Genomic DNA, 20,112 nt, shown 5'->3' with positions numbered 1-20,112 from the left:
TGGTCACAAATGCGGGCGCAGCACGCCGGAAACCCGTCCGTCATGATCGACGACCGGGATGGCCCGCCACTTGTCGAACGCGGTGCACGGGTGCGAGATCCCGAACAGCACCAGATCCCCGGGAGACACCTGTCCGTCCGCTGTCGACAGATAGGCGTGGTGGTCGTTCACCCTGGTCACGCGCAGTCCGGCGGCGCCGGACTCGGTGCCGTCGGGCCGGCGGATCCGCTGCGGCTCGGGCAGGCCCTCGTCGTAGGGGACGTCGCGTTTGCCCATGCCGACCAGCGCGATACCGGGCTCCGGCGTGGAGAGCACCTGCGCCCAGACGCCGAGCGCGGCGTGCAGCGCACCCTCGCCGGCCAGCCGGTTGAACGGCGTGCGCTCCCGGTAGTAGCCGTCGTCGTGCGAGACGTAGGCACCGGAGCGGAGCAGCGCGGTGATCGGGCGGCCCTGCCCGAGCGGCCCCGGCAGACGGTCCGCGACCACGTCGAACCAGGAGCTTCCGCCCGCGGAGACGATGATCTCGCCGTCGACCAGGCCTGATACCGCCTCGGCGGCGTCACGCAGCCGGTCGAGGAAGGATGCGACCGAGGCCGCATCGGAGAGGCCGCCCTCGTAACCGGTCACGCCGGCCAGCCGCAGGCCCGGCTGCACGTGGACCGTGGTCGCGACAACCAGCAGGTCATCGAGGGTACGACAGCCCGTGCGGCCACCCGCGTGGCCGAGTTCGACGAGCACCGGGATGAGCGGCGCGGTGCCGGCCGCCGCCATGCCTGCCGCTTCGGCTGCGATACCGGCCGTTCCGACGTGGGCCACCCCGGCCGCGATGGTTGCGGTGCCGGCCGCCGCCACGCGAGCCGCCTCGGCCGCGGCGCCGGCCGTCTCCGCGCCGATCACCGAGTCGACCGTGATGGTCACGTGCTGGGCGGCGAGCCAGCGCAGCGCGGTCGGGTCCAGCACCTGGTTGGCGACCAGGATCCGGGGTGCGCCCATCGCGTGCGCGGCCAGCGCCTGGTTCGCGGTGGCGACCGTGACGCCCCAGGCGCCGGCGTCGAGTTGTGCCCGTACCAGCGAGGGGCTCATGTGGGTCTTGATGTGCGGCGCGAAGGCGAGACCGCGGCCGGCGCAGAACGCGGCCATCGTCGCCACGTTGGCGTCCAGCGCGGGCTGCCGGGCGAACATCAGCGGGTACGTGAAAGCGCCGTCGAACAGGTCGTGGCCTGCGGCGATGAAGTCCGCGTCCGGGGTGGGCGGGCCGGGGTGGAAGAAGCCCTTGGTCCACCGGTCGATCGTGGTCACTGTGACACCCTTCTCGCAGGGCGGGCTTGACCCGCAGGGGCCTGAGGCCCCACTCTTGGTCGAGCTTTAGCGCACTATTTTCGAACCTGCTCGAATATCGGTTCCGATCCTAGGTGAGGAGCGGCCTGTCGTGGCGATGGTCATCGGGCTCGTGGTCCACGCGAGTCACCGGGCGCGGTTCGACGCGGCCTCGCGCACGCTGACCGGCGCCACGCTGGAGTGGGTCACCTACGAGCACGAGCCGGAGATCCGCCCGCTCGTCGGCGACCTGCTGCGACGCAAGCGCGTCGACGGCCTGCTGCTCGGCCCGGTGCCGTATGCGCGGGCTCGCGAGGTGCTCCCGGCCGACCTGCCGGTCACGGTCACCCGGCCCGCGCCGCTCGACCTCGCGCTCGCCTGGGGCCGCGCGCTCGCGCACGGCGGCGCGGCCGTGCCGGTCAGCATCGACACGTTCGGGCAGGACACCGTGGACGAGGTCGCGGACGCGCTCGGCCTGGACCGCGCGCAGATCGCCGCGCTGCCGTTCGACGAGGCGCAGACCGTGGACGACATCGTGGCGTTCCACCGCCGGGCCGGCGCGCCGCTGGTGATCAGCGTGCGCACCGGCGTGATCGCGGCCGGCGTCGACGGCGCGACCGTGGTCAGCGCGCAGCCGGAGATCGCCACCATCCGCGCGGAGCTGCACCAGCTGGCACTGCGCGTGAAGTCGAAGCAGGCGGACGAGCTGCGGTTCGCGGCCGGCGTGTTCCTGGTCGCGCCGAACTCCCCCGACCCGGACCGGGCGCGGATCGGCCTGATGAACCTGCTGCTCAACACGCCCGAGTTCGCCGACTGCTGGATCGAGAACCGCGACCGCCGCGGCGTCGTCGTCTTCGCGCACCGCGCGCTGTTCGAGGCCGTCACGCACCGCTGGGTCGACCTGAACGTGTTGTCACGAGCACAGGAGACCTTGGGGGTACGGGTGGTGGCCGGCTTCGGCATCGGCTCCTCCGCCCGCACCTGCGTGGCGCTGGCCGAACGCGCCGCCACCCGCGCCGAGCAGGAGCCGGCCCCGGGTGCGTACCTGATCGAGGACTCAGGACTGGTCATCGGCCCGATGGGTGCGGGCGGCACCGCGCTGACGTTCACCTACCGCTCGCACGACGAGGGCCTGGAAGGGCTGGCCGCCGAGGTCGGGCTGAGCGCGGGCACGCTGTCCCGGCTGGCCGCGATCGAGCGCGGGCTGGCCGGGCGCGCGGTCTCGCCGGGCGAGCTGGCCGCATCGCTGGGCATCACCGACCCGAGCGGCCGGCGACTGATCCGCAAACTGAGCGAACGGGGCCTGGTGGTCGACGAGGGCAGCGCGCAGGTGAGCCGCAAGGGACGGCCGACCCGGCTGTACCGGCTGGCCATCACGGCCGCGGTGTCCGCATCGTGACCCGGTTCGACCTGCTCGTCACCGGCGGGCGCCTGATCGACGTGGGCGGCGGGCACGTCGGCGCGTTCGACGTGGGCGTGCGCGACGGCAAGGTGGCCGCGGTCGCGCCGGCCCTGGACGCCACGGCCGCCCGCGAGGTGGTGGACGCGCGCGGCCGGATCGTCACGCCCGGCCTGGTCGACCTGCACACGCACGTGCACGCGGGCGGCGGTTACTGGGGCATCGACCCGGACCCGGTGGCCTGGTGCTCCGGCGTGACGACCTGGGTGGACGCGGGGTCCGCCGGCGCGTACACGCTGGGCGCGTTCCGGGAGGCCGCGGCGCGCGACCGGGTGCGTACCGCCGCGTTCCTCAACATCTCCGCCGTCGGGCTGGCCGGGCGGACCGGCGAGGCGCGCGACCTGGCGCACTGCGACGTCGACCTGGCCATCGCCACGATCGGCGCGCACCGGGACCTGGTCCGCGGCGTGAAGGTGCGGATGGACCGGGAGACCGTCGGCGGCAACGGCCTGGAACCGCTGCGCCGCGGGCTCGCCGTGGCCGCGGCCTGCGACGTGCCGCTCATGGTCCACATCGGCACGTCGCCACCCGCGCTCGAGGACGTGCTGGCGCTGCTACGGCCCGGCGACCTGGTCACGCACTGCGCGAGCGCGATCGCGGCCGGCTCCTCCCCGGCGCATCCGGCGCTCGTCTCCGCGTACCGCCGAGGCGTTTTGTTTGATCTTGGTCATGGGTCCGGGGGTTTCGCCTTCGACGTGCTGGACGCGCAGCTCGCGCTCGGGCTGGTCCCGCACACGCTCAGCTCCGACCTGCACGCGCGCAGCGTCTACGGCCCGGTGTTCGACCTGCCCACCACGCTGACCAAGATGCTCGCGCTCGGCCTGCCGCTGGAGGACGTGATCGCGCGCGCCACCGTCCACCCCGCGCGCGTGCTCGGCCTGCCGGTCGGCACGCTCGCGGTCGGCGCGCCCGCCGACATCGCCGTGTTCACGCTGCGCGACGGCCCGTTCGAGGTGGTCGACGCGCACCAGCAGCGCCGGACCGCGCCGCACCGGCTGGTCAACGACGCCACCTACGTCGGCGGCCGGCTGCTCACGCCGCGGCTGCCGGAGCCACCGCCCGCCTGGATCCCCCTGACGCCCGCCCAGCGGCAGGCGCTGCACGACCGCACCACCGCGTTGCGGGCGCTGCTGCGTGAGCCGCTGGTCGGCGCGGACGGTCTGGCCGAGCAGTTCCCCCGATTCTCCGTCTAGAAAGGCTCTTCCCCGTGCCCAAGCGCATCATCGAGACCGACAAGGCCGCACCGCCCGGCGGGCCGTACTCGCAGGCCGTCGTGGCCGGCGACTTCGTCTACCTGGCCGGCGCCTGCCCCGTGCTCCCCGACGGCACCTGGATCCGCGACGACTTCGAGGCCGCCGCCCGCCAGTGCTTCGTCAACCTGGCCGCGGTCGCCGAGGCCGCCGGGGCGTCGCTGTCCCAGGCCGTGCGCGTCGGCGTCTACCTGCGCGACTTCTCCGACTTCCCGAAGATGAACGAGATCTACACCGAGTTCCTCGGCACGTCGAACCTGCCCGCCCGCACCACCCTCCCCGTCGCCCTCGAAGGCTTCCAGATCGAGATCGACGCGGTCCTCTACACCGGCGCCTGACTCACGCCCCCTCCGCGCCCGGCCACGCACCCATCAGCTCGTCGTGGACCGGGCCGGAGCGCGGCAGGCGATGCCACCACCAGTCGTGCATCGGATCGTGATCGTCCGCGGCCCGCTCCACGCGGTTGTCCACATCGGGCTGGGTGAACGCCAGAAAACGCCGGTCGATCTCCGCCACCGTGCGGTCCAGCGCCCGCCGCAGATCCTCCGGCAGCAGCGCCGTCGCCTGCGCGATCCAGTCCCGGAAACAGAGCGCCGCGATGTAGTCGTGCGCCCCTCGCACCGGCCGCCCGCCCCCGGCCGCGAACAGATCCGCCTCGAACGTGGCAAGGTGGGACCGCCACGCCCGTACCAGCGTGACCACGTCCAGGCTGCGACCCGGCGCGACCGTCACGGTGACCGTGGCGAGATACGCGAGATCATCCTCGGTCAGCGACATCGGACCACCGTAGTCTTCGACAATGTTCGTCGCCCCCTACGACCAGGCCTGGGCCGAGCGCGGCCTCGCACACGCCACCTCGCTGCGCGCCGCCCTGGGCCCGCTCGCGCTGCGCGTGGAGCACATCGGCAGCACGTCCGTACCCGGCATGGCCGCGAAGCCGATCTACGACCTCCAGGTGAGCGTGTCCGGCCTGGACGCCGCGACCGCCGCCTTCTCACCCGTACTGGCCGGTCTCGGTTTCGAGCGATGGCCCTACGACCACGACCACGTGCCCGCCGGCCGCGACGACCCCCAGGACCGGTGGGCCAAGCGATACTGGAACCTGCGCACCCCCGGCCAGGACCAGATCAACCTGCACTGCCGCGTCACCGGCTCACCCAACGAACGCCTGGCCCTGCTCTTCCGCGACTGGTTCCGCGCCCACCCCGCCGCCGTCCCCGCCTACGCCCGCTTCAAGGAGAAGCTGGCCACCGCCGTCGGCGACATCTACACCTACACCGACCTCAAGGACCCGGTCATCGACGTCATCATCGTCGCCGCCGAGGAATGGGCCACCGCCACCGCCTGGACCCCGTAGCCACCTCTTCTCCCCGGTCGGACACCGAGTCAGCCCGCAGCGGGCGACGTCGGCCTGGCTTACCGGGACCACTAGGCGGAACCGGCTCCTCGCGACGAGCGGAGCGCCAGCGGAGCCCGACGCGAGGTTTGCCCGCGGGAGCAACGCTGCCGGACCACGCCGGAAGCGGGAAAATGAACTAGATCTTGATCTGGATCATCGCTCTGACCAGACCCCGAGTTCGTTGCCGCTGGGGTCGGTGACGGTGAACTCGCGGTAGTTGATGGCGTGGTGGGCGTTCATGACGCCGATTCTGCCTCGATGGCGTAGCGGCCGGTGGGGTCGATCTCCATGATCGTGCGGCGGGCTTCCGCGTGGCGGCCGCGGGCGTAGTGCAGGCCTACGAGCAGGTAGAACGCGAGCTGGTCGCCGTTGAGCGCGCGTCTGCGGAGCGCAGCGGTGCGGCCCTTGCGGTAGAGGAGCCGGTTCAGGCGGCGGCGGGCGTGCTCGTCGGTGTGGCTCAGCTCCTCCAGCTCGGCCAGGCGGCCGGCGCGGCCCAGCAGATCGACGTGCCACAGGTGTGCCTCGTGCCGGTCGAGGTCGTCGCTGAAGCACTCGCCGAACGGGCCGACGAGCGCGATCGCCGTGGCGAAGTCGCCCCGGTCCTCCGCGAGCCGTGCCGCCACCGCATCGAAACGTGCCGTCTCCACGGCGACATTATGACGATCTTCTACTCGGTACGGCCCGCGCCGTACCCGTGGCGCATCCGGAATTTCATGGGTTCGGTTCCAGTTGCGCGCGCACCGCTTCCGGCACCGGTGCGGACCAGGGGTGGGACGCGAACAGTGCCGCGGCGCCGTCGCGTTGTTCCGGCGTCAGTGGCGCGGCGAGGAGCGCGTCGAAGATCGCCTCGGGCGGTTCGGTGAGCAGCAGGCGTTGCGGCACGTGTTCGTATCCCATGAAGCCGTCCCCCTGCCGGCACGAGAAACCGGCCCAGGTCAGGAGGTTGCGGATGCGCGTGACCGGATCGGGGTAGACGCGCGGCATCGACGCCGCGAGCCGTTCCTCGGCGCCGGGCTCCCCGAGCGACACCGGGTCGGCCAGGTAGACGAGTTTCGGCGCGGCCCGCACCCATTGCACGCGGCGTTCCTCGCGGAGGATCTCGTCACGGGCCGCCTCCTCCTGTTCCTCGCGGGGCCCGGTGAGGCCACGGTCCGCGAGCCAGGTGGTCAGCGCGGGGCCGTCGAGCAGCCAGGCCTCGTGGTTCTCCGGGCCGCGCAACCGTTCCTGGCCGTGCAGATCCCACCGGGCGAGTTCTTCTCCGCCCGGCCCGAGGACGAGGACCGTCGGCTGGCCCCAACCCATGTAGCGGGTCGTGGACATCCCGCCGACGGCCAGCAGCCGGGTGAGCTCGGCGATCTCCGGCCCGGTCACCGTGATCCTGGGCGCGTCGGGATCGTTCAGGACCGAAAGCTGATCGATGACGTGCACCTCGGCCGCACCGGCCAGGATGCGGCGTACCGCGGTGTTAAAGGGGGATCGCTTCTTCATCGCGTGCGAGGGTAGCGCTCGTCGATACGGTCGTCAGGTGGATTACGACGACGCGGTCACGGCGGATGGCTGCCCGGTGGAGGTCTACCGCCATCTGCCGCCCCGCGGTGAGCCGGAGCTGATCGACCGCGCGATCCCGACGGCGTCCCGCGTGCTGGAGCTCGGGTGTGGCACCGGGCGGCTGGCGAATCCGCTGGCCGCGCGCGGGCATCGGGTGGTCGGCGTGGACGAGTCCGCCGCGATGCTGGCCTACCTGGACGGTGTGACGCCGGTGCACGCGCGGATCGAGCAGCTACGGCTGGACGAGACGTTCGACGTGGTGCTGCTGGCCGCGAACATGATCGGCACGGAGTCGCTGGAGGCCTGCGCACGGCACGTCGCGCCGGGCGGGCAGGTGATCGTCCAGTGGCTGCCGCCGTCCTGGTTCGACGGTCCGGCCGTGCGCGAGGGGTGGCTGGGTCCGGTGCACGGGCGGACGGAGCTGCGTGGAGCGACCGCGGAGACCGTCTACACGCTGGGTGGCCGTTCGTGGGTGCAGCGGTTCGAGGTGTGCCGCCGGACCGAGGAGCAGCTGGACCGGTTGCTGCACGACAGCGGCTTGAGACGGGACCGGTGGCTCGACGACGCCGGTCACTGGTTCGCCGCGCTCCCGATGTGAGTTCCTGTGCCGGGGTGACCGGGCCCGCGCCTTACAGTGCGCGCAGCCCGACCAGCACACGGCGCAGCAGCTTCTCCGTGGGCGCGGTGGTGGGTGGTTCCCAGGCGGTGACCAGGCCGGCGGTGACCAGGTCGCCGAGGAGGACGCGGGTGGTGCCGAGCGGCAGGCCCGCGCTGACCGCGGCCTCGGCGACGGAGTGCGGGCGGCGGCAGAGCATCAGGATGTCGCGTTGTTCGGGCGGGAGCGTGCGGCCGGTCCGGGCGCCCTTGCCGGTGGTGACCACGAGCGTGACCAGGTCGAGGTCTCCGGCGGGCCGGGTGCGCCCGCGCGTGACCGCGTAGGGACGCACCACCGGGCCGGCGTCGGAGTCGTACCAGGCATCCTCCCCCGAACCCGAACCCGAACCCGGAGCCGGAGCCGGAGCCGAGACCCGGGCGGAACGCAGGACCCGGCCGGGACGCGAGCCTCGGCCGGGTCCCTCGTCCGGACCCGCCTCAGCGGACCGCATCCACGCCTCGCCGAGGCCGCACCGCTCCCGGTCCTGATCCCGGTCCCGCCCCCGGGGAAGCGGCGGTCAGCAGATCCGCCGGGAGCAGGACGGTCGCGGTGCTGCCGTCCGGTCCGGTCTGCAGCGTGATCGTGATCCCGCGCCGCTGGGCGAGCCGCGCGGCCACGTGCAGCCCGTGCCCGCGCTGCTCCTCCGTCGCGCTCGCCGGCGCCCGCAGCAGCTCGTTCAGCACGTCCACCGTGGACTGGGACATGCCGCGCCCGCCATCGCGCACCGTGATCAGGCATTCGCCGCGCATCGGCGTGCACACCACACGCACCTGCCGTCCGGGCGCCGCCGCGAGCGCGTTGTCGACCAGCTCCGCGAGCAGGTGGGTGACGTCGATCAGCGCGCGCCCGAGCAGGATCGGCCCGTTGACCGGCACGACCTCCACCCGGTGGTAGTCGTCCGCCTCCGCGGCCGCGGCGCGCAGCACGTCGAGCATGGGCACGGGCTTGCGCCAGCGACGGGCCGGCGTGCTGCCGGAGAGCGTGAGGTGCTTCTCGACGTTGCGGCGCATGCGGGCGGCGAGGTGGTCGATGGTGAACAGCCGGGCCAGCTCGTCCGGGTCGGTCTCCCGGCTCTCCACCTCGTCCAGCATGGACAGCTGCCGGTGCAGCAGCCGCTGGTTGTCCCGGCCGACGCGCAGCGCGAGCTGCTGGGCGTCGCGGCTGATGGTCTCGGCCGCGACCGCGTCGACCGCGTGGCAGGCGATCGCGCGTGCGGCCTCGCCGAGCGACGCGAACGGCCCGCCGGCGGGCGGCGGGAGCGCGATCGCGGGGTCGACGGGCTCGCCGGCGCGGACGCGGCGGGTGAGGTCGGGGACGCGCACGGCGGCGAGCTCTTCCGCGTACGCGGCGGCCGCGCGCACCTGCCGGTCGATCCAGACGACAACCGCGGTGGCGGCGAGCACGATGACGCCGAGCACGGCCGCGAGCACGATCGGGACGGTCAGCGGCGTCTCGCCGCTGCCGGTGCGCGCGATGGCGTTGCCGGCCGCGTAGGCGATCAGGCCGGCGCCGACGGGGATGCCGATGACCAGCGCGGTGTTCTTCATTCCGGCCCCTCTCAGGAAGCGGTGTTGCGGGGCGCGGTGGCGCGCAGCCGGGCGAGGAGTTCCGCGCGGTTGGGTGCGCCGAGTCGCGCGCGCATGCGGGCCACGTGGTGTTCGACGGTCTTGGGCGTGATGAAGAGCCGGTCGCCGATCTCCTTGTAGGTGAGGCCGGCGAGCAGCAGCTCGGCGACCTCCTGCTCCCGGTCGGAGAGCTGCCCGCTCGGCGTGGGCCCGGCCGGTTTATCCGTGTTGTCCGCGCGCGGGCCGGGCTGGCGGCCCTGGAGCAGGCGCGCGGTGTCGAGCAGCGTGACCATGGCGCGGCGGTCCTCGGTGCGGGCCGCGGCCTGTCCGGCGAGCCGGGCCGCGTCCCAGGACAGGCCGGTGCGGTGCAGGTCGCGGGCGTGCTGGACGACCTCGTCCGGGTCGATGTCGCCGGTGAGCAGGCGGCACCAGCTGGTGGCCGCGGCCGCGAGGATCGCGGTGTGCGCGGTGGCGCCCGCGTGGGCGGCGAGCGCGCCCGCGTGCACGGCCGCGGTCTCCGCGTCCTCGCCGACCACTGCCGCCTGCAGGAGGTACCAGTGCAGCGTGGCGTGCCACAGCGGCGGACGCCCGAGACGGTCAAGAAGATCAAGAGCCTGATTCACCGGTACGTCGAGCGCCGCGCGTTCCCCGAGTCGTGCGCCCGCGATCGCGAGCTCACCGAGCGGCAGCAGCATGAAGAGGTCGACCGGGTGCCGCAGCACGGTCTCGCGTGCGGTCGCCCAGCCGCGGTGCATCTCCGGCAGATCGCCGGTGCGGCGGGCCAGCCCGATCTGCAGCGCGGACGCGAACAACCCGTCCCGCAGCTGGATCGGCGCGCCCCCGCCGGTCGCGGCCTCGAGGTGGTCCCGGGCGGCCGTGGTGTCGCCGCGGAACATCCGGATCCAGCCCGAGAGCAGGCGGTGGCGGCGGGCCATCAGCACCGAGCCCATGCCCGCGGTGACCGCGCGTCCGAGCACCGCGTCGGCCGCGTCGAGCTCGCCGTCGTGCAGCGCGACCAGCGCGGCGAGCGCGGCCGGGCTGTCCGGGAGCAGGACCGCGGGTCCGGCCGGTTCGAGCAGTGCGGCGGCCTGGACGAGCGTGCCCAGCGCGGCCGCGGGCGTGCCGGAGATGCTTTCCCGCAGGCCGTCCGCCATCATCGCGGCCGCGTTGGTGAGCAGCGTGGGTGGCCCGTCCGTACCCTCGTCGACCTCCACGAACGCGGCGCCGGTGGCCTGGGCCGCCAGCGCGGCGAACGAACGCGACGTGGGCGTGCGGGACCAGCGGTACCGTTCCGCGCTGCGGGCCAGCTGCCCGCGGTGGGCCAGGACCGCGGCCGCGACCGCGGCGCCGGCGGCCCGGTCGTGCTCGGCCGCCTGATCCGTGCCGGGCGCGCCGACCAGCCGGTCCGCGAGGCGCAGCGCGGTGTCCAGGTCGCCGCCGAGCGCGGTGGCGAGCGCGTGCCGGGCGCCGGTGGGCGCGCCCCCGGCGGCCGCGGCGGCGAAGAGGCGCGCGGCGACCTGGGGCGCGGCCGCGAGTGCCTCCTCCGCGCCGGCCTGGAACGTGGGCGCGAGCACGCTGCCGCCGATGCCGGCGTCGACCAGCGAGCGGGCGACCGTGAGCGTCCGGTCACCGCGGGCGAGCTGGAGCGCGGCGAGGCGCTGCCACAGGTCGGCGCGGTGCGCGACCGGGCCGAGCGCGGTGACGGCCTGCCGGGCGGCCGGGACGAGCGTGTCGTCCATGCTGAGCAGCCCGGTGGCGCGGGCCGCTTCGAGCAGGTCGTCGATGCCGGCGGAGTCGCGGCCGAGCAGGGAGGCGAGCACGTCGATCGGGAGCGCGCCGCCGGCCGCGGTGGCCAGCAGCAGACGGCGTACGTCCGGCTCCAGGTGGTCCAGGTCGGCGCGGAACTGCAGCAGCGACGCGTCCGTGAGCTCCGGGCTGGTGGTGAGCACCGCGGTGAGGCGCTGCGCGAGTCCGGGTACGCCGCCGCTGAGCTGGTGGACGCGGTCCGCGAGCCCGTCCGCGGGCTCGCCGCCGGCCCAGGCGTGCACGGCGCGCGCGGTCTGCACCGGCGTGAACGGGCCGAGCAGCACCGGCGGTCGTTCGCGCCGCAGGATCGAGGTCAGCGACGTGAGGCCGGCCGGGCGGGGCCAAGGCCGGTACGCGAGCACGATGCGCCGCCGCCCGACGGCAAGCGCCTGCAGCGTGGCGAGACGGCCCTCGTCGAGCAGGTGGGCGTCGTCGGCGAACAGCACCGCGTCCGGGTCCGCACCGTCGATCGGGTCGGCCCAGACGTCCAGGACCGGCAGGTCGTGCTCGCGGAGCAGACCGGCCAGGTAGGACAGCAGCGCGGTCTTGCCGTACCCGCCGGGCGCCTGGAGGCAGAGGCGCAGCGGTCCGGCGGGGTTCGCGGCGAGGTCGTCGCAGAGCTGCGCGACCTGTTCGTCGAGTACCAGCCAGGACGGTGTCATGGTGCGGATCGTCACCGTTCTCCTCAACTGATGTGCGTGGAGTTCTTGCGGGTGCGGCGACGGCCGGGCAGATCGGGGGTGCTGATCTTCACAGGCGGCCGGGGTGGCGGGTCGGGCAGCGGCGCGCGGTTGCCGGGCGCGGGCGCCGGGAGCACGGACGGCTCCTGGCCCGGCTCCGGCTCCCAGACCGCCCTGCCGCGACCGCCCGGGGGCGGGCTGTCGTGCAGCCCGGCGGCGAGCTGGGCGGCGACCGCGGCCGCGCCCTCGGCGACCAGCGTGTGGCCGCCCGGCGGGAGCGCGGTGACGCCCGGCAGATGGCCGGTGACCAGCGTGGCGAGCAGCGGGGTGTGTGCGACGCCGCCGGTGAGCAGGATGCCGCCGAGGTGGTGCGGTGGTACGCCGGCCGAGGCCACGACACGGGCCAGGGTGGCGGCCGGGTGGTCGAGCAGCGGGCGGATGAGCTGGTCGAGCTGGGTGCGGGTGACGGTGAGCCGGATCTCGCCCGGGTGCAGCGGCAGGATGATCTCGGCCTCGTCCGCGTGGCTGAGCTGCTCGCGCGTGTACCGGCACTCGGCCCGCAGGTCGTGCAGGATCCGCAGCTCGCGCTCGTCCGCCGGGTCGAGCGCGCCGATCTCCTTGCGGAGCTGCTCGAGCGCGTGCTGGGCGAGCGCCTCGTCGAGGTCGGCGCCGCCGATCTGGTGCGCGCCGGTGCGGGTGGCGCGTACCACGTACGTGATCGGGTTGGTCCTGGTGACGACGGACGCCTCGTAGCCGGTGCCGCCGACCGTGAGGACCGCGAGCGCGGGCGCGCCCTTGCCGCCGCGTGCCGCGTGTCCCTCGGCGGCGAGCACGGGCTCGGGGAGCGGCTCCGCGGCCAGGCCGACGTCGGCGAGCGCGGCGCGCAGCGCGGACACGTGGTGCGCGGTGAACGTGGCCGGGTGGGCGAGCACGACCCGGACCGGCAGGTCGCCCTCGCGGGACCGGATCAGGTCGGTGACGCGGCGGGCGACGATCGCGGTGAGCCGCTGCGGCGACCAGCGCTCGCCGCGCAGCAGGACCGGGGCGTCCGCGCCGATCCGGCCGGCGAACTCGCGGGCGACGACGCCGGGGCGCAGTACGGGCCCGCGTTCGGCCGGGTCGCCGACCGTGAGGCCGCCGTCCGGGCCGACGTGCAGGACCGCGGGGGCCTCGTCGGTGTCGCCGCGCAGGCGGATCGGGGCCGGGCGCTTCCAGGCGCCGTCGACGAGGCGGCTGGCGGCCGCGGTGACGTGGGTGCCACCGATGTCGATGCCGAGTACGTAGGCCACGCCGCCTCACCTCCTCTGCGCTGTTCAGGAGGGCATCCGCCATGAACCGGCGGATGCCCTCCCCATCCCTCGTGTGTCTCTCCCCGGCACCCCTACCCGGGAGGGACCGGCCCTTCCGTGGCAGCGCGTGGGCACACGCTCACACAGCCGGCTCGGCAGACGGAGGTCCGGCTGCGGCCACGGTAAGGCCTGCCCGCCGGAGCCGGAACGGGATGGCTCCGTTTCGGCCACGGTGTTCGGCGGACTGCAACGTTCGTACCAGAAAGCGCCGAGGGGACGGACCCCCAGAATCAGGGGGCACCGAGAACCCCTAATCCCCTATCCCCGCCCCCGGGGGTCCCCAGGGGGTAGGGTCCGGAACCCGGTCTCGTCCCCGATGTTCGCCGTAGGGTGCCGCACTAGCTTCGGTTGTGGCAGCCGCTGCCCGACAACCGCGCTGACTTGAGAGGTTCCCTTCATGACTTCCACCCTCCACGACTTCGTACTGAACCTGATCACGGACTCCCAGGCCCGTTCCGTGTTCGAGCTGGACCCGGAGGCGGCGCTGACCGCGGCCGGCCTGGGCGACATCACGCCGGCCGACGTGACCGACGTGGTGCCGCTGGTGATGGACTACGCGGCCGTGCCGGGCCTGGCCGGTCTGTCGCTCCCGACCGCGGCGGTGGAGACCGCGGCCGGCGACACCGTGTCCGCGACCGCCATCGCGCAGCTCCAGTCGGTGACCGCGCAGCTGTCCGCCGGCACCGCCAACCCGGGCGACCTGGGTACGAACGCCGCCGCGGCCGGTCTGGCGATCGACCACAACAGCGTGCAGCTGGGCGTCGGTGCGCTGACCGGCCTCGGTCTCGGCGCGATCAGCGAGGCCTCGGTCGAGCTGCCGGTGGATCTGGGCCCGGGTGGCGACATCACCGCGCAGCTGGACGCGGACGTGACCGGCGCGGTCTACGCCCCGGTGAACGAGGTTGCGGGCACGGTCTACGACGTGGCGGACACGGCCGGCCTCGGCGACACCGTGACCGGCGTCGGCAGCACCGTGGGCGGCCTGGACGGCACGATCAGCGGCCTGGGCGGCACCGTGTTCGGCACGGTCGGCCTCGGCCTGAACACGGTCGGCGGCACGCTGCACGGCGTGACCGGCACCGTGAACGGCCTGACCGGCACCGTCAGCGGCGTCACCGGCACGGTCAACGGCCTGACCACCGGCGTCTCCGGCATCACCGACCACGTCACCCACGGCACCGGCCTGGACCACACGCTGGACGGCGTCACCTCGTCGGTCGACGGCATCACCGGGGACACCCTCGGCACCGTCACCGGCGGCGCGGGCCTGACCGACCTCACCGGCGGGACCGGCCTGGGCGACGTGACCGGCACCGTCACCGGCACGGTCAGCGACGTGACCGGCCAGCACGGATCGGACCTGTCGGGCGTGACCGACATTCTGTTCTAATGAGCTTTTTTCAACCCGGCTAGGATGCCAGCCAGGTTGACGAGGCTCTATCACCACGCCTCTGCCGCGCGGCCCCGGTTCCGGGTGCCGCGCGGCAGGCGTGTCAGCACAGAACGTCCGGCCGGAAGGAGCACCGAATGAGCACGGTCGCGACCCCGATGTGGGTGGACATCCTCGATTCGGCGGCTCAGGCCTGCCTGGTGCACGGCCGCACCGACCTCGCCACGGGCCTGCGCGCCCGTCGCAAGCAACTGCTCGACCCGGCGCTCTGGGTCATCGTGCTCGGCGAGCCCGGCCAGGGCAAGAGTCAGCTGATCAACGCGCTGATCAACGCGCCGGTCTGCCCGGTCGGCGACGCCGGCACCACCGGAACCCCCACCGTGGTACGGCACGCGGAGCAGCCCGGCGTCACGCTCGTGCACCGCACCGCGCGGACCACGCTCACCGTCGCCGAGGCCGCGCCGCACATCCGCGGCCGCGAGGCGATCCGGGCCGAGATCGGCGTGCCCCGCGCGCTGCTGGCCGGCGGCCTGACGCTGGTCGACACGCCCGCGGCCGTCCCCGGCGAGCCCTGGCACGCGCGGCTCGGCGCGCACCCGCCCGCGGACACCGTGGTGCTGGCGTCCGCCGCGACCGCGGAGCTGACCGTCGCCGAGCTCGACCTGCTGCGCGACGCCGCCGCCACCGTGCCGAACGTGGTGGTCGCGCTCACCAAGACCGACCTGGCCACGGACTGGCGCGCGGTCGCGGACCGCAACCGGCAGCGGCTGGCCTCGGCCGGCATCGCCGCGGTCGTCATCCCGGTCTCCGCCGTGCTGCGGCTGCACGCGGCCCGCACCGGCGACGCCGTGCTCAACGCGGAGTCCGGCTTCCCCGAGCTGATCGTCCGGCTGAACCGGGACGTGGCCGGCAAGCCGCGCGAGCTGGCCCGCAGTGCGGCTGCGCAGGCGTCCCGGGCCGCGCTGGAGCAGGTCGCGGCACCGTTGCGGGCCCGGCTCACGTCCGCGTCGGCGCCGTCGCAGGCGATGGCCCGGCTCACCGAGGCACAGCGCGCGCTGGACGACGTGCGGCGCCGGCACGTCCGCTGGCAGAACACCCTCAACGACGACATCTCGGACCTGGTGTCCAACATCGAGTACGACCTGCGGGACCGTACCCGCCAGATCCTCCGCCGGGTGGACGAGACGTTCGAGAGCGCGGACCCGATGACCGCCTGGGACGAGTTCGCCGGCTGGCTCGACGCCGAGCTCAAGGACGCCGCGGAGGCGAACTTCGGGTGGCTGATCGCGCAGTGCGAGTGGATCTCGCACCGGGTCGCGGCACACTTCGGCGAGTACGGCCCGGACGCGCTGCCCACCTGGCGCATGCACGTCCCGGACGATCTGGACCGGCTGGTGCCCGCGATCGAGCAGCCCGGCGTGGAGAAGTTCACCATCACGCAGAAGGCGCTGACCGGGCTGCGCGGGTCGTACGGCGGCATCCTGATGGTCGGCCTGGCCACCAGCCTCGCCGGCATGCCGCTGATCAACCCGGTCTCCGTCGGCGCCGGCGCGATCCTCGGCGGCAAGACCGTGCACGACGAGAGCAAGACGCTGCTCAAACGGCGGCAGTCCGCGGCCCGCACCCGCACACAACGGCACGTCGACGACTTCTTCCTGCTGGTCAGCAAGGAGGCGAAGGACACGGTCCGGCAGGCACACCGGCTGCTGCGCGACCACTTCATCGACCTGACGGACCGGCTGCAGGACGCGATCGTGCACTCCGTGCGCACCGCGAAGCTGGCCGCGGACGCGGACGTGGCCGAGACCGAGCGCCGGCAGCGGGAGATCGAGATCAGCCTGCGCGAGCTGGCCGGGCTGTATCGGCAGGCCCAGCAGCTGCAGGCGGCATGAGCGAGTCGGCACGCGAAGCGGAGGGGACGGCATGAGCCTGGCGTCGGCGGCCCAGGCGCTGCTGGACGACACCGTCGCCGCCTATCCGCAGGTCACGTCGCTGCGCCATCAGCGCCACCGGTGGACGGAGCCGCTGCGCGTCGCGGTCGCCGGGCGGGCCGGGTCCGGGAAGTCCACACTGGTCAACGCGCTGGTCGGCGACAAGGTCGCGCCGATCGGCGACGGCTGCACGGTCTGGTATCAGGACGGGACCAGTCCGCGCGCCACCGCGTACCCCCCTGATCTCGATCCTTATGAGCTGCCGCTGACCGTGACGCCGGACGGGCCGCGCACCGGGCAGGTCGACGGCGACCTGGTGATCCACTGGCCGAGCCGGGTGCTCCGGCAGATGACGCTGCTCGACACGCCGTCCGGCGGTGCGACGCTCGACGACGCGGACGCGGTGCTGCACCTGACGCCCGCGGCCCGGCCCGCGGACCTGGCGCCGCTGCGCGACCTGCAGAGCAGCGCGGTCGCGCGCGCCACGCCGGTCGCGACCGTGCTGGTGCTGTCCCGAGCGGACGAGATCAACGGCGGGCGCACGGACGCGTTCGTCACCGCGCGGCAGATCGCCCGCCGGCACGCCCGCGACCCGGCCGTGCGCGACCTGTGCCTGCGCGTACACCCGCTCGGCGGGCTCGCGGCCGCGACCGCGCGCACGCTCACCGACGTGGAGTTCGAGACGCTCGCGCACCTGGCCGCGCTCCCGCGCACGGACACGGACGGCGCGCTGCTCAGCACGGACCGGTACCTGGCGGCCGGCCTGCCCGCGGAACTGCTGCACCGGCTCGGGCTGCCCGGCGTGCGGCTCGCGGTCGTGCTGGCCCGCACCGGGCACGACACCCGGCTCACGCTCGCGGGTGAACTCGCGCGCCGCAGCGGCCTCACCGAGCTCCGCGACACGATCGCGCACAGCCTGGTCGCGCGCACCGAGGCGCTGAAGGCGCGCGCCACGCTGCTGGCCGTCGAGTCCGCGCTGGACGGTCAGTGGACACCGAAGACGGACGCGCTGCGCGTGCGGCTCGGCCGCATCCTGGCCGAGGCCACCGAGTTCCGGGAGATGCGCCTGGTCGCGACGCTGCCGGAGCTGCCGGTCCGGTTCCCCGCCGAGCTGGAGGCGGAGGCGCACCGGCTGGCCGGCGGCGACGGCACCGACATCCCGGCCCGGCTCGGACTGGACGAGCCGACCGACGCGCCCGGCATGCGACGGCACTGCGATGAGGCGCTGCTGCGCTGGCAGGTGCTCGCGGAGGGCGGCGTCGCGGACCGCCGGCAGCGCCGCGCCGCCACGATCGTGGTGGAGAGCTGCGCCGCCATCCTCGACCGCCTCGGCGTCTGACCTCGGGTACGGTTCGTGCTCATGCGCATGGTCTGGACCTACGCCCCCGACGAGGACTTCTTCCCGGCCCGTGATCGGCTGGTGGACGCGTTCGAGCGATGGGCCCGCCGGGCCGGCCGGGGCGCCGATCTGTTCGTGGCCGAGGTGCTGATCGAGCAGCGGTGGAGCGTCGGCGACGGGCTGCTCGGCCGGTGGCAGCCGGACGACCTGCGTTACGCGCTGCTGGAGTACTTCCCGCGCACCGTCACCACCACGCACTGGTCCGAGATGATCGCGACCGTGCACACGTTCGTCGACTTCCTGTTCGACGCGGACCTGGCGGATGCGAAGTGCGCGGACGCGTCCGTGCTGCACGCCGCGCTGGACGCGCTGTCCGTCGACTTCGACGCCGCGATGGCCGACGAGACCCGCTTCGGCCCGGCCAAGTACTGGTCGATGCGCATGCTGGCGGCCGGCGTCAACATCGAGAACGAGGCCGAGATCGCCGCGTTCATGACCGACGTGCAGCACGGCCGCGTCCCGGTCGACGAGGCGGTGCTGGCCAGGGTCGTGGAGAACCAGCTGACCGACGACGACGAGAGCCTGCTGCCGCTGCCGCCGTTCGACCCGCCGACGCCGGAGGCGCTCACGGCCGTGGCGGCCGGATCCGTCGCGCTGGACCGTCTGCTCCGCTTCACCGCCTGGGTCGGCGACGGCCGCGCGCTCACCCCCAAGGGCAACCTCAAACTTGCGGACGCGGCCGAGCTGATCACGTTGCTCGGCCTGTCCGACCGGTTCAACGCGCCGCCGTTCAAGGTCAGGAGCAGCGAGGAGTTGTACGAGACGAACGTCGTCTTCGCCTGGGCGAAGGAGGCGCGTTTCGTCCGCGTGGTCAAGGGCCGCGTGCTGCCGAACAAGTCCGCCGCGAGGACGCTCAAGGATCCGGCCGCGGCCGCCCGGCGCGCGTTCGAGGCGTTCTTCGCGGTCGGCCGCGCCGTGGCCCCGCCCGGCTACCTCGACTCGATCGTGCCGTACCGGTTCGACGAATTCGCGTTCGCGCTGCTCATGGCCATGTTCATGGCGCAGCGGCCGATCGACGCGGAGGAGCGGTCCGACATCGTCAACGGCCTCATCGACGAGTTCTTCGACCCCGACCCGGACGGCATCTTCGACCCCGTGCACGAGCGCGACGTGGACCTGATGCTCACCCAGCTGGACCTGTTCGGCGCGGTTCGCCACGACGAGGAGCGGACGACGCTCACGCCGTTCGGCGCCGCGTTGTTCGTCGAGCACCTGCGCGGCGAGGACATCACGGTGCCCACGTTCGACGACCTGCTGGCCGAGACCGCCGAGTTCGTGGTCGCGCTCGCCGCGGAGACGCCCACGATCGCGGCCACGCTGCTCACCCGCTGGCGCGACCACCGCCCGGAGACCGGCGCGGCCGAGCTGCGCGCGCTCGCGGACCGCACCGACGACCCGGAGCACCGCGCGCTGGCCGAGACCTACGGCGGCGTCCGTCGCGCGCCGGCCCGCCCGCATGCGGTGTCGGCCCGCCGCCCCAAGAAGCGGCCGCGGCGCTAGCTAGGAACCAGCTTCCACCGGGACGGCCTCGCGGCAGCACAGCGGGATCACGACCGCGACCGCGAGCAGGACCAGGAGCGGGACGGAGAACAGGCTGAACTCGTGGCCGAGCGCCAGCCCGGCCCACAGCGGCTGCGACGAGTCGTACGCGCCGGTCAGCGTCTCCAGGTAGACCGTCCCGAACGCCAGGACCGGCAGGAACACGGCGAACGCGAGCCCGAACACGATGACCGTCGCCCGCCGTGCCGCCGGGTACAACGCGGTGCGGCGGGCCGCCCAGATCGCCAGCAGCACGCCGGCGATCGCACCGGGCAGCCCGGCCGCGAACGTGACCGGCGCGAACCAGTCCGGCTCGGCGCGGTGCACGGTCAGGCTCAGGTGACTCTCGGCGAACTCGGCGTCGTGATAGTCCTCGAAGTACAGGACGAGATGGTCGTTGCGCGCGATCAGCGCCCGCGAGTCGTTCGTCCGCTCGCCGGTCGCGATCGTGGTCGGGCCCACGGAGTAGTCGTCGAGCACGGTCCAGCCGGCGTCGTGCAGCCGGCCCCGCAGCCCGTCCATGAACTCCGCGACCCGGTCCGTCTCCGGCGTGCCCGGCGCGTACGCGTCGAACTGCCGCGCGGTCAGCTCCGCGCCGACCGACGCGAACGGCAGGCCGGCCTTCCCCGGGTCGTCGGTGGCCCAGTCGTGCCAGGTCAGCGACGTGTCCGGCAGGACCATCCGGCCGATCGCGGCCCGCTCCTGCTCGCCGGGCAGTTCCGGCGCGTGCTCCCAGGCCAGCCGGTTCGCCAGCGACGCGGTCAGGAAGGCCCCGATCAGCGCCGCCAGGACCGCGACGACCGTCGTTCCGCGAGGTATCCGCAT

General features: G+C 73.9%; 18 protein-coding genes. 9 read left to right on the top strand and 9 right to left on the bottom strand.

Annotated features, from left to right (window positions below; genetic code table 11):
• Positions 1–3: 3 nt before the first annotated feature.
• Positions 4–1,299 carry an alanine racemase gene (locus OP04_RS12835; RefSeq protein WP_033339757.1) on the bottom strand — a complete coding sequence of 432 codons (1,296 nt, stop codon included), beginning with the start codon at positions 1,297–1,299 and terminating at the stop codon, positions 4–6.
• Between the two features lie 136 nt (positions 1,300–1,435).
• On the opposite strand from OP04_RS12835, the gene OP04_RS12830 reads away from it, so the two are divergent.
• From OP04_RS12830 to OP04_RS12820, 3 genes are read left to right on the top strand one after another with little or no spacing between them, the layout of a single operon-like run.
• Positions 1,436–2,716 carry a helix-turn-helix domain-containing protein gene (locus tag OP04_RS12830; protein WP_033339921.1) on the top strand — a complete coding sequence of 427 codons (1,281 nt, stop codon included), beginning with the start codon at positions 1,436–1,438 and terminating at the stop codon, positions 2,714–2,716.
• Entirely contained in the window at positions 2,713–3,969 is a 1,257-nt protein-coding gene (locus OP04_RS12825; RefSeq protein ID WP_033339756.1) for an amidohydrolase/deacetylase family metallohydrolase, read from the top strand. The genes OP04_RS12830 and OP04_RS12825 overlap by 4 nt, the downstream gene beginning before the upstream one ends.
• A 14-nt stretch (positions 3,970–3,983) precedes the next feature.
• On the top strand, positions 3,984–4,364 hold the full coding sequence (locus OP04_RS12820; RefSeq protein ID WP_033339755.1) for a RidA family protein: 381 nt from the start codon (positions 3,984–3,986) through the stop codon (positions 4,362–4,364).
• 1 nt (position 4,365) lies between these two features.
• On the opposite strand, the gene OP04_RS12815 is transcribed toward OP04_RS12820, so the two are convergent.
• Entirely contained in the window at positions 4,366–4,803 is a 438-nt protein-coding gene (locus tag OP04_RS12815; protein WP_033339754.1) for a hypothetical protein, read from the bottom strand.
• Positions 4,804–4,825: 22 nt separating this feature from the next.
• Between OP04_RS12815 and OP04_RS12810 the strand changes: the two genes are divergently transcribed.
• Positions 4,826–5,383: a GrpB family protein gene (locus OP04_RS12810; RefSeq protein ID WP_033339753.1), complete on the top strand. Its 558-nt coding sequence runs from the start codon at positions 4,826–4,828 to the stop codon at positions 5,381–5,383.
• Between the two features lie 278 nt (positions 5,384–5,661).
• Here OP04_RS12810 and OP04_RS12805 read toward each other — a convergent pair whose 3' ends face one another.
• Complete coding sequence (locus tag OP04_RS12805) at positions 5,662–6,072, bottom strand: hypothetical protein (RefSeq protein WP_033339752.1); 411 nt, start codon at positions 6,070–6,072, stop codon at positions 5,662–5,664.
• Between the two features lie 64 nt (positions 6,073–6,136).
• On the bottom strand, positions 6,137–6,913 hold the full coding sequence (locus OP04_RS53280) for a hypothetical protein (protein WP_033339751.1): 777 nt from the start codon (positions 6,911–6,913) through the stop codon (positions 6,137–6,139).
• 37 nt (positions 6,914–6,950) lie between these two features.
• Here OP04_RS53280 and OP04_RS12795 point away from each other — a divergent pair, with 37 nt between their 5' ends.
• Positions 6,951–7,571, top strand: a complete 621-nt coding sequence (locus OP04_RS12795; RefSeq protein WP_033339750.1) for a class I SAM-dependent methyltransferase — start codon at positions 6,951–6,953, stop codon at positions 7,569–7,571.
• Between the two features lie 31 nt (positions 7,572–7,602).
• Here OP04_RS12795 and OP04_RS12790 read toward each other — a convergent pair whose 3' ends face one another.
• The 4 genes from OP04_RS12790 to OP04_RS12775 all read right to left on the bottom strand — a co-directional run bounded on the left by OP04_RS12790 (position 7,603) and on the right by OP04_RS12775 (position 12,968).
• Positions 7,603–7,923 carry a DUF742 domain-containing protein gene (locus OP04_RS12790; protein ID WP_033339749.1) on the bottom strand — a complete coding sequence of 107 codons (321 nt, stop codon included), beginning with the start codon at positions 7,921–7,923 and terminating at the stop codon, positions 7,603–7,605.
• Positions 7,924–8,065: 142 nt separating this feature from the next.
• Entirely contained in the window at positions 8,066–9,175 is a 1,110-nt protein-coding gene (locus OP04_RS12785) for a sensor histidine kinase (protein WP_051797724.1), read from the bottom strand.
• An 11-nt stretch (positions 9,176–9,186) separates the two neighbouring features.
• Entirely contained in the window at positions 9,187–11,676 is a 2,490-nt protein-coding gene (locus OP04_RS12780) for a helix-turn-helix transcriptional regulator (protein ID WP_198153803.1), read from the bottom strand.
• An 8-nt stretch (positions 11,677–11,684) separates the two neighbouring features.
• Positions 11,685–12,968, bottom strand: coding sequence for an Hsp70 family protein (locus OP04_RS12775; RefSeq protein WP_033339748.1), 1,284 nt, complete (start codon positions 12,966–12,968; stop codon positions 11,685–11,687).
• Between the two features lie 457 nt (positions 12,969–13,425).
• On the opposite strand from OP04_RS12775, the gene OP04_RS12770 reads away from it, so the two are divergent.
• The 4 genes from OP04_RS12770 to OP04_RS12755 all read left to right on the top strand — a co-directional run bounded on the left by OP04_RS12770 (position 13,426) and on the right by OP04_RS12755 (position 19,248).
• Complete coding sequence (locus tag OP04_RS12770; protein WP_051797722.1) at positions 13,426–14,418, top strand: IniB N-terminal domain-containing protein; 993 nt, start codon at positions 13,426–13,428, stop codon at positions 14,416–14,418.
• A 137-nt stretch (positions 14,419–14,555) separates the two neighbouring features.
• Complete coding sequence (locus OP04_RS12765; protein ID WP_033339747.1) at positions 14,556–16,310, top strand: dynamin family protein; 1,755 nt, start codon at positions 14,556–14,558, stop codon at positions 16,308–16,310.
• Positions 16,311–16,341: 31 nt separating this feature from the next.
• Positions 16,342–17,688 (top strand): P-loop NTPase family protein, encoded by a 1,347-nt coding sequence (locus OP04_RS12760; RefSeq protein WP_033339746.1) that lies wholly within the window; start codon positions 16,342–16,344, stop codon positions 17,686–17,688.
• A 21-nt stretch (positions 17,689–17,709) separates the two neighbouring features.
• The gene (locus tag OP04_RS12755) at positions 17,710–19,248 is read left to right on the top strand and encodes a hypothetical protein (RefSeq protein WP_033339745.1); all 1,539 of its coding nucleotides are present in this window, start codon (positions 17,710–17,712) and stop codon (positions 19,246–19,248) included.
• Here OP04_RS12755 and OP04_RS12750 read toward each other — a convergent pair whose 3' ends face one another.
• Positions 19,249–20,112, bottom strand: a complete 864-nt coding sequence (locus tag OP04_RS12750; RefSeq protein WP_033339744.1) for a hypothetical protein — start codon at positions 20,110–20,112, stop codon at positions 19,249–19,251.

It is taken from the genome of Catenuloplanes japonicus, from assembly GCF_000717135.1.
Classification (GTDB): domain Bacteria; phylum Actinomycetota; class Actinomycetes; order Mycobacteriales; family Micromonosporaceae; genus Catenuloplanes; species Catenuloplanes japonicus.
Note: the sequence above shows the minus strand (reverse complement) of the source record. Positions and strands in the feature narration are given on the sequence as shown.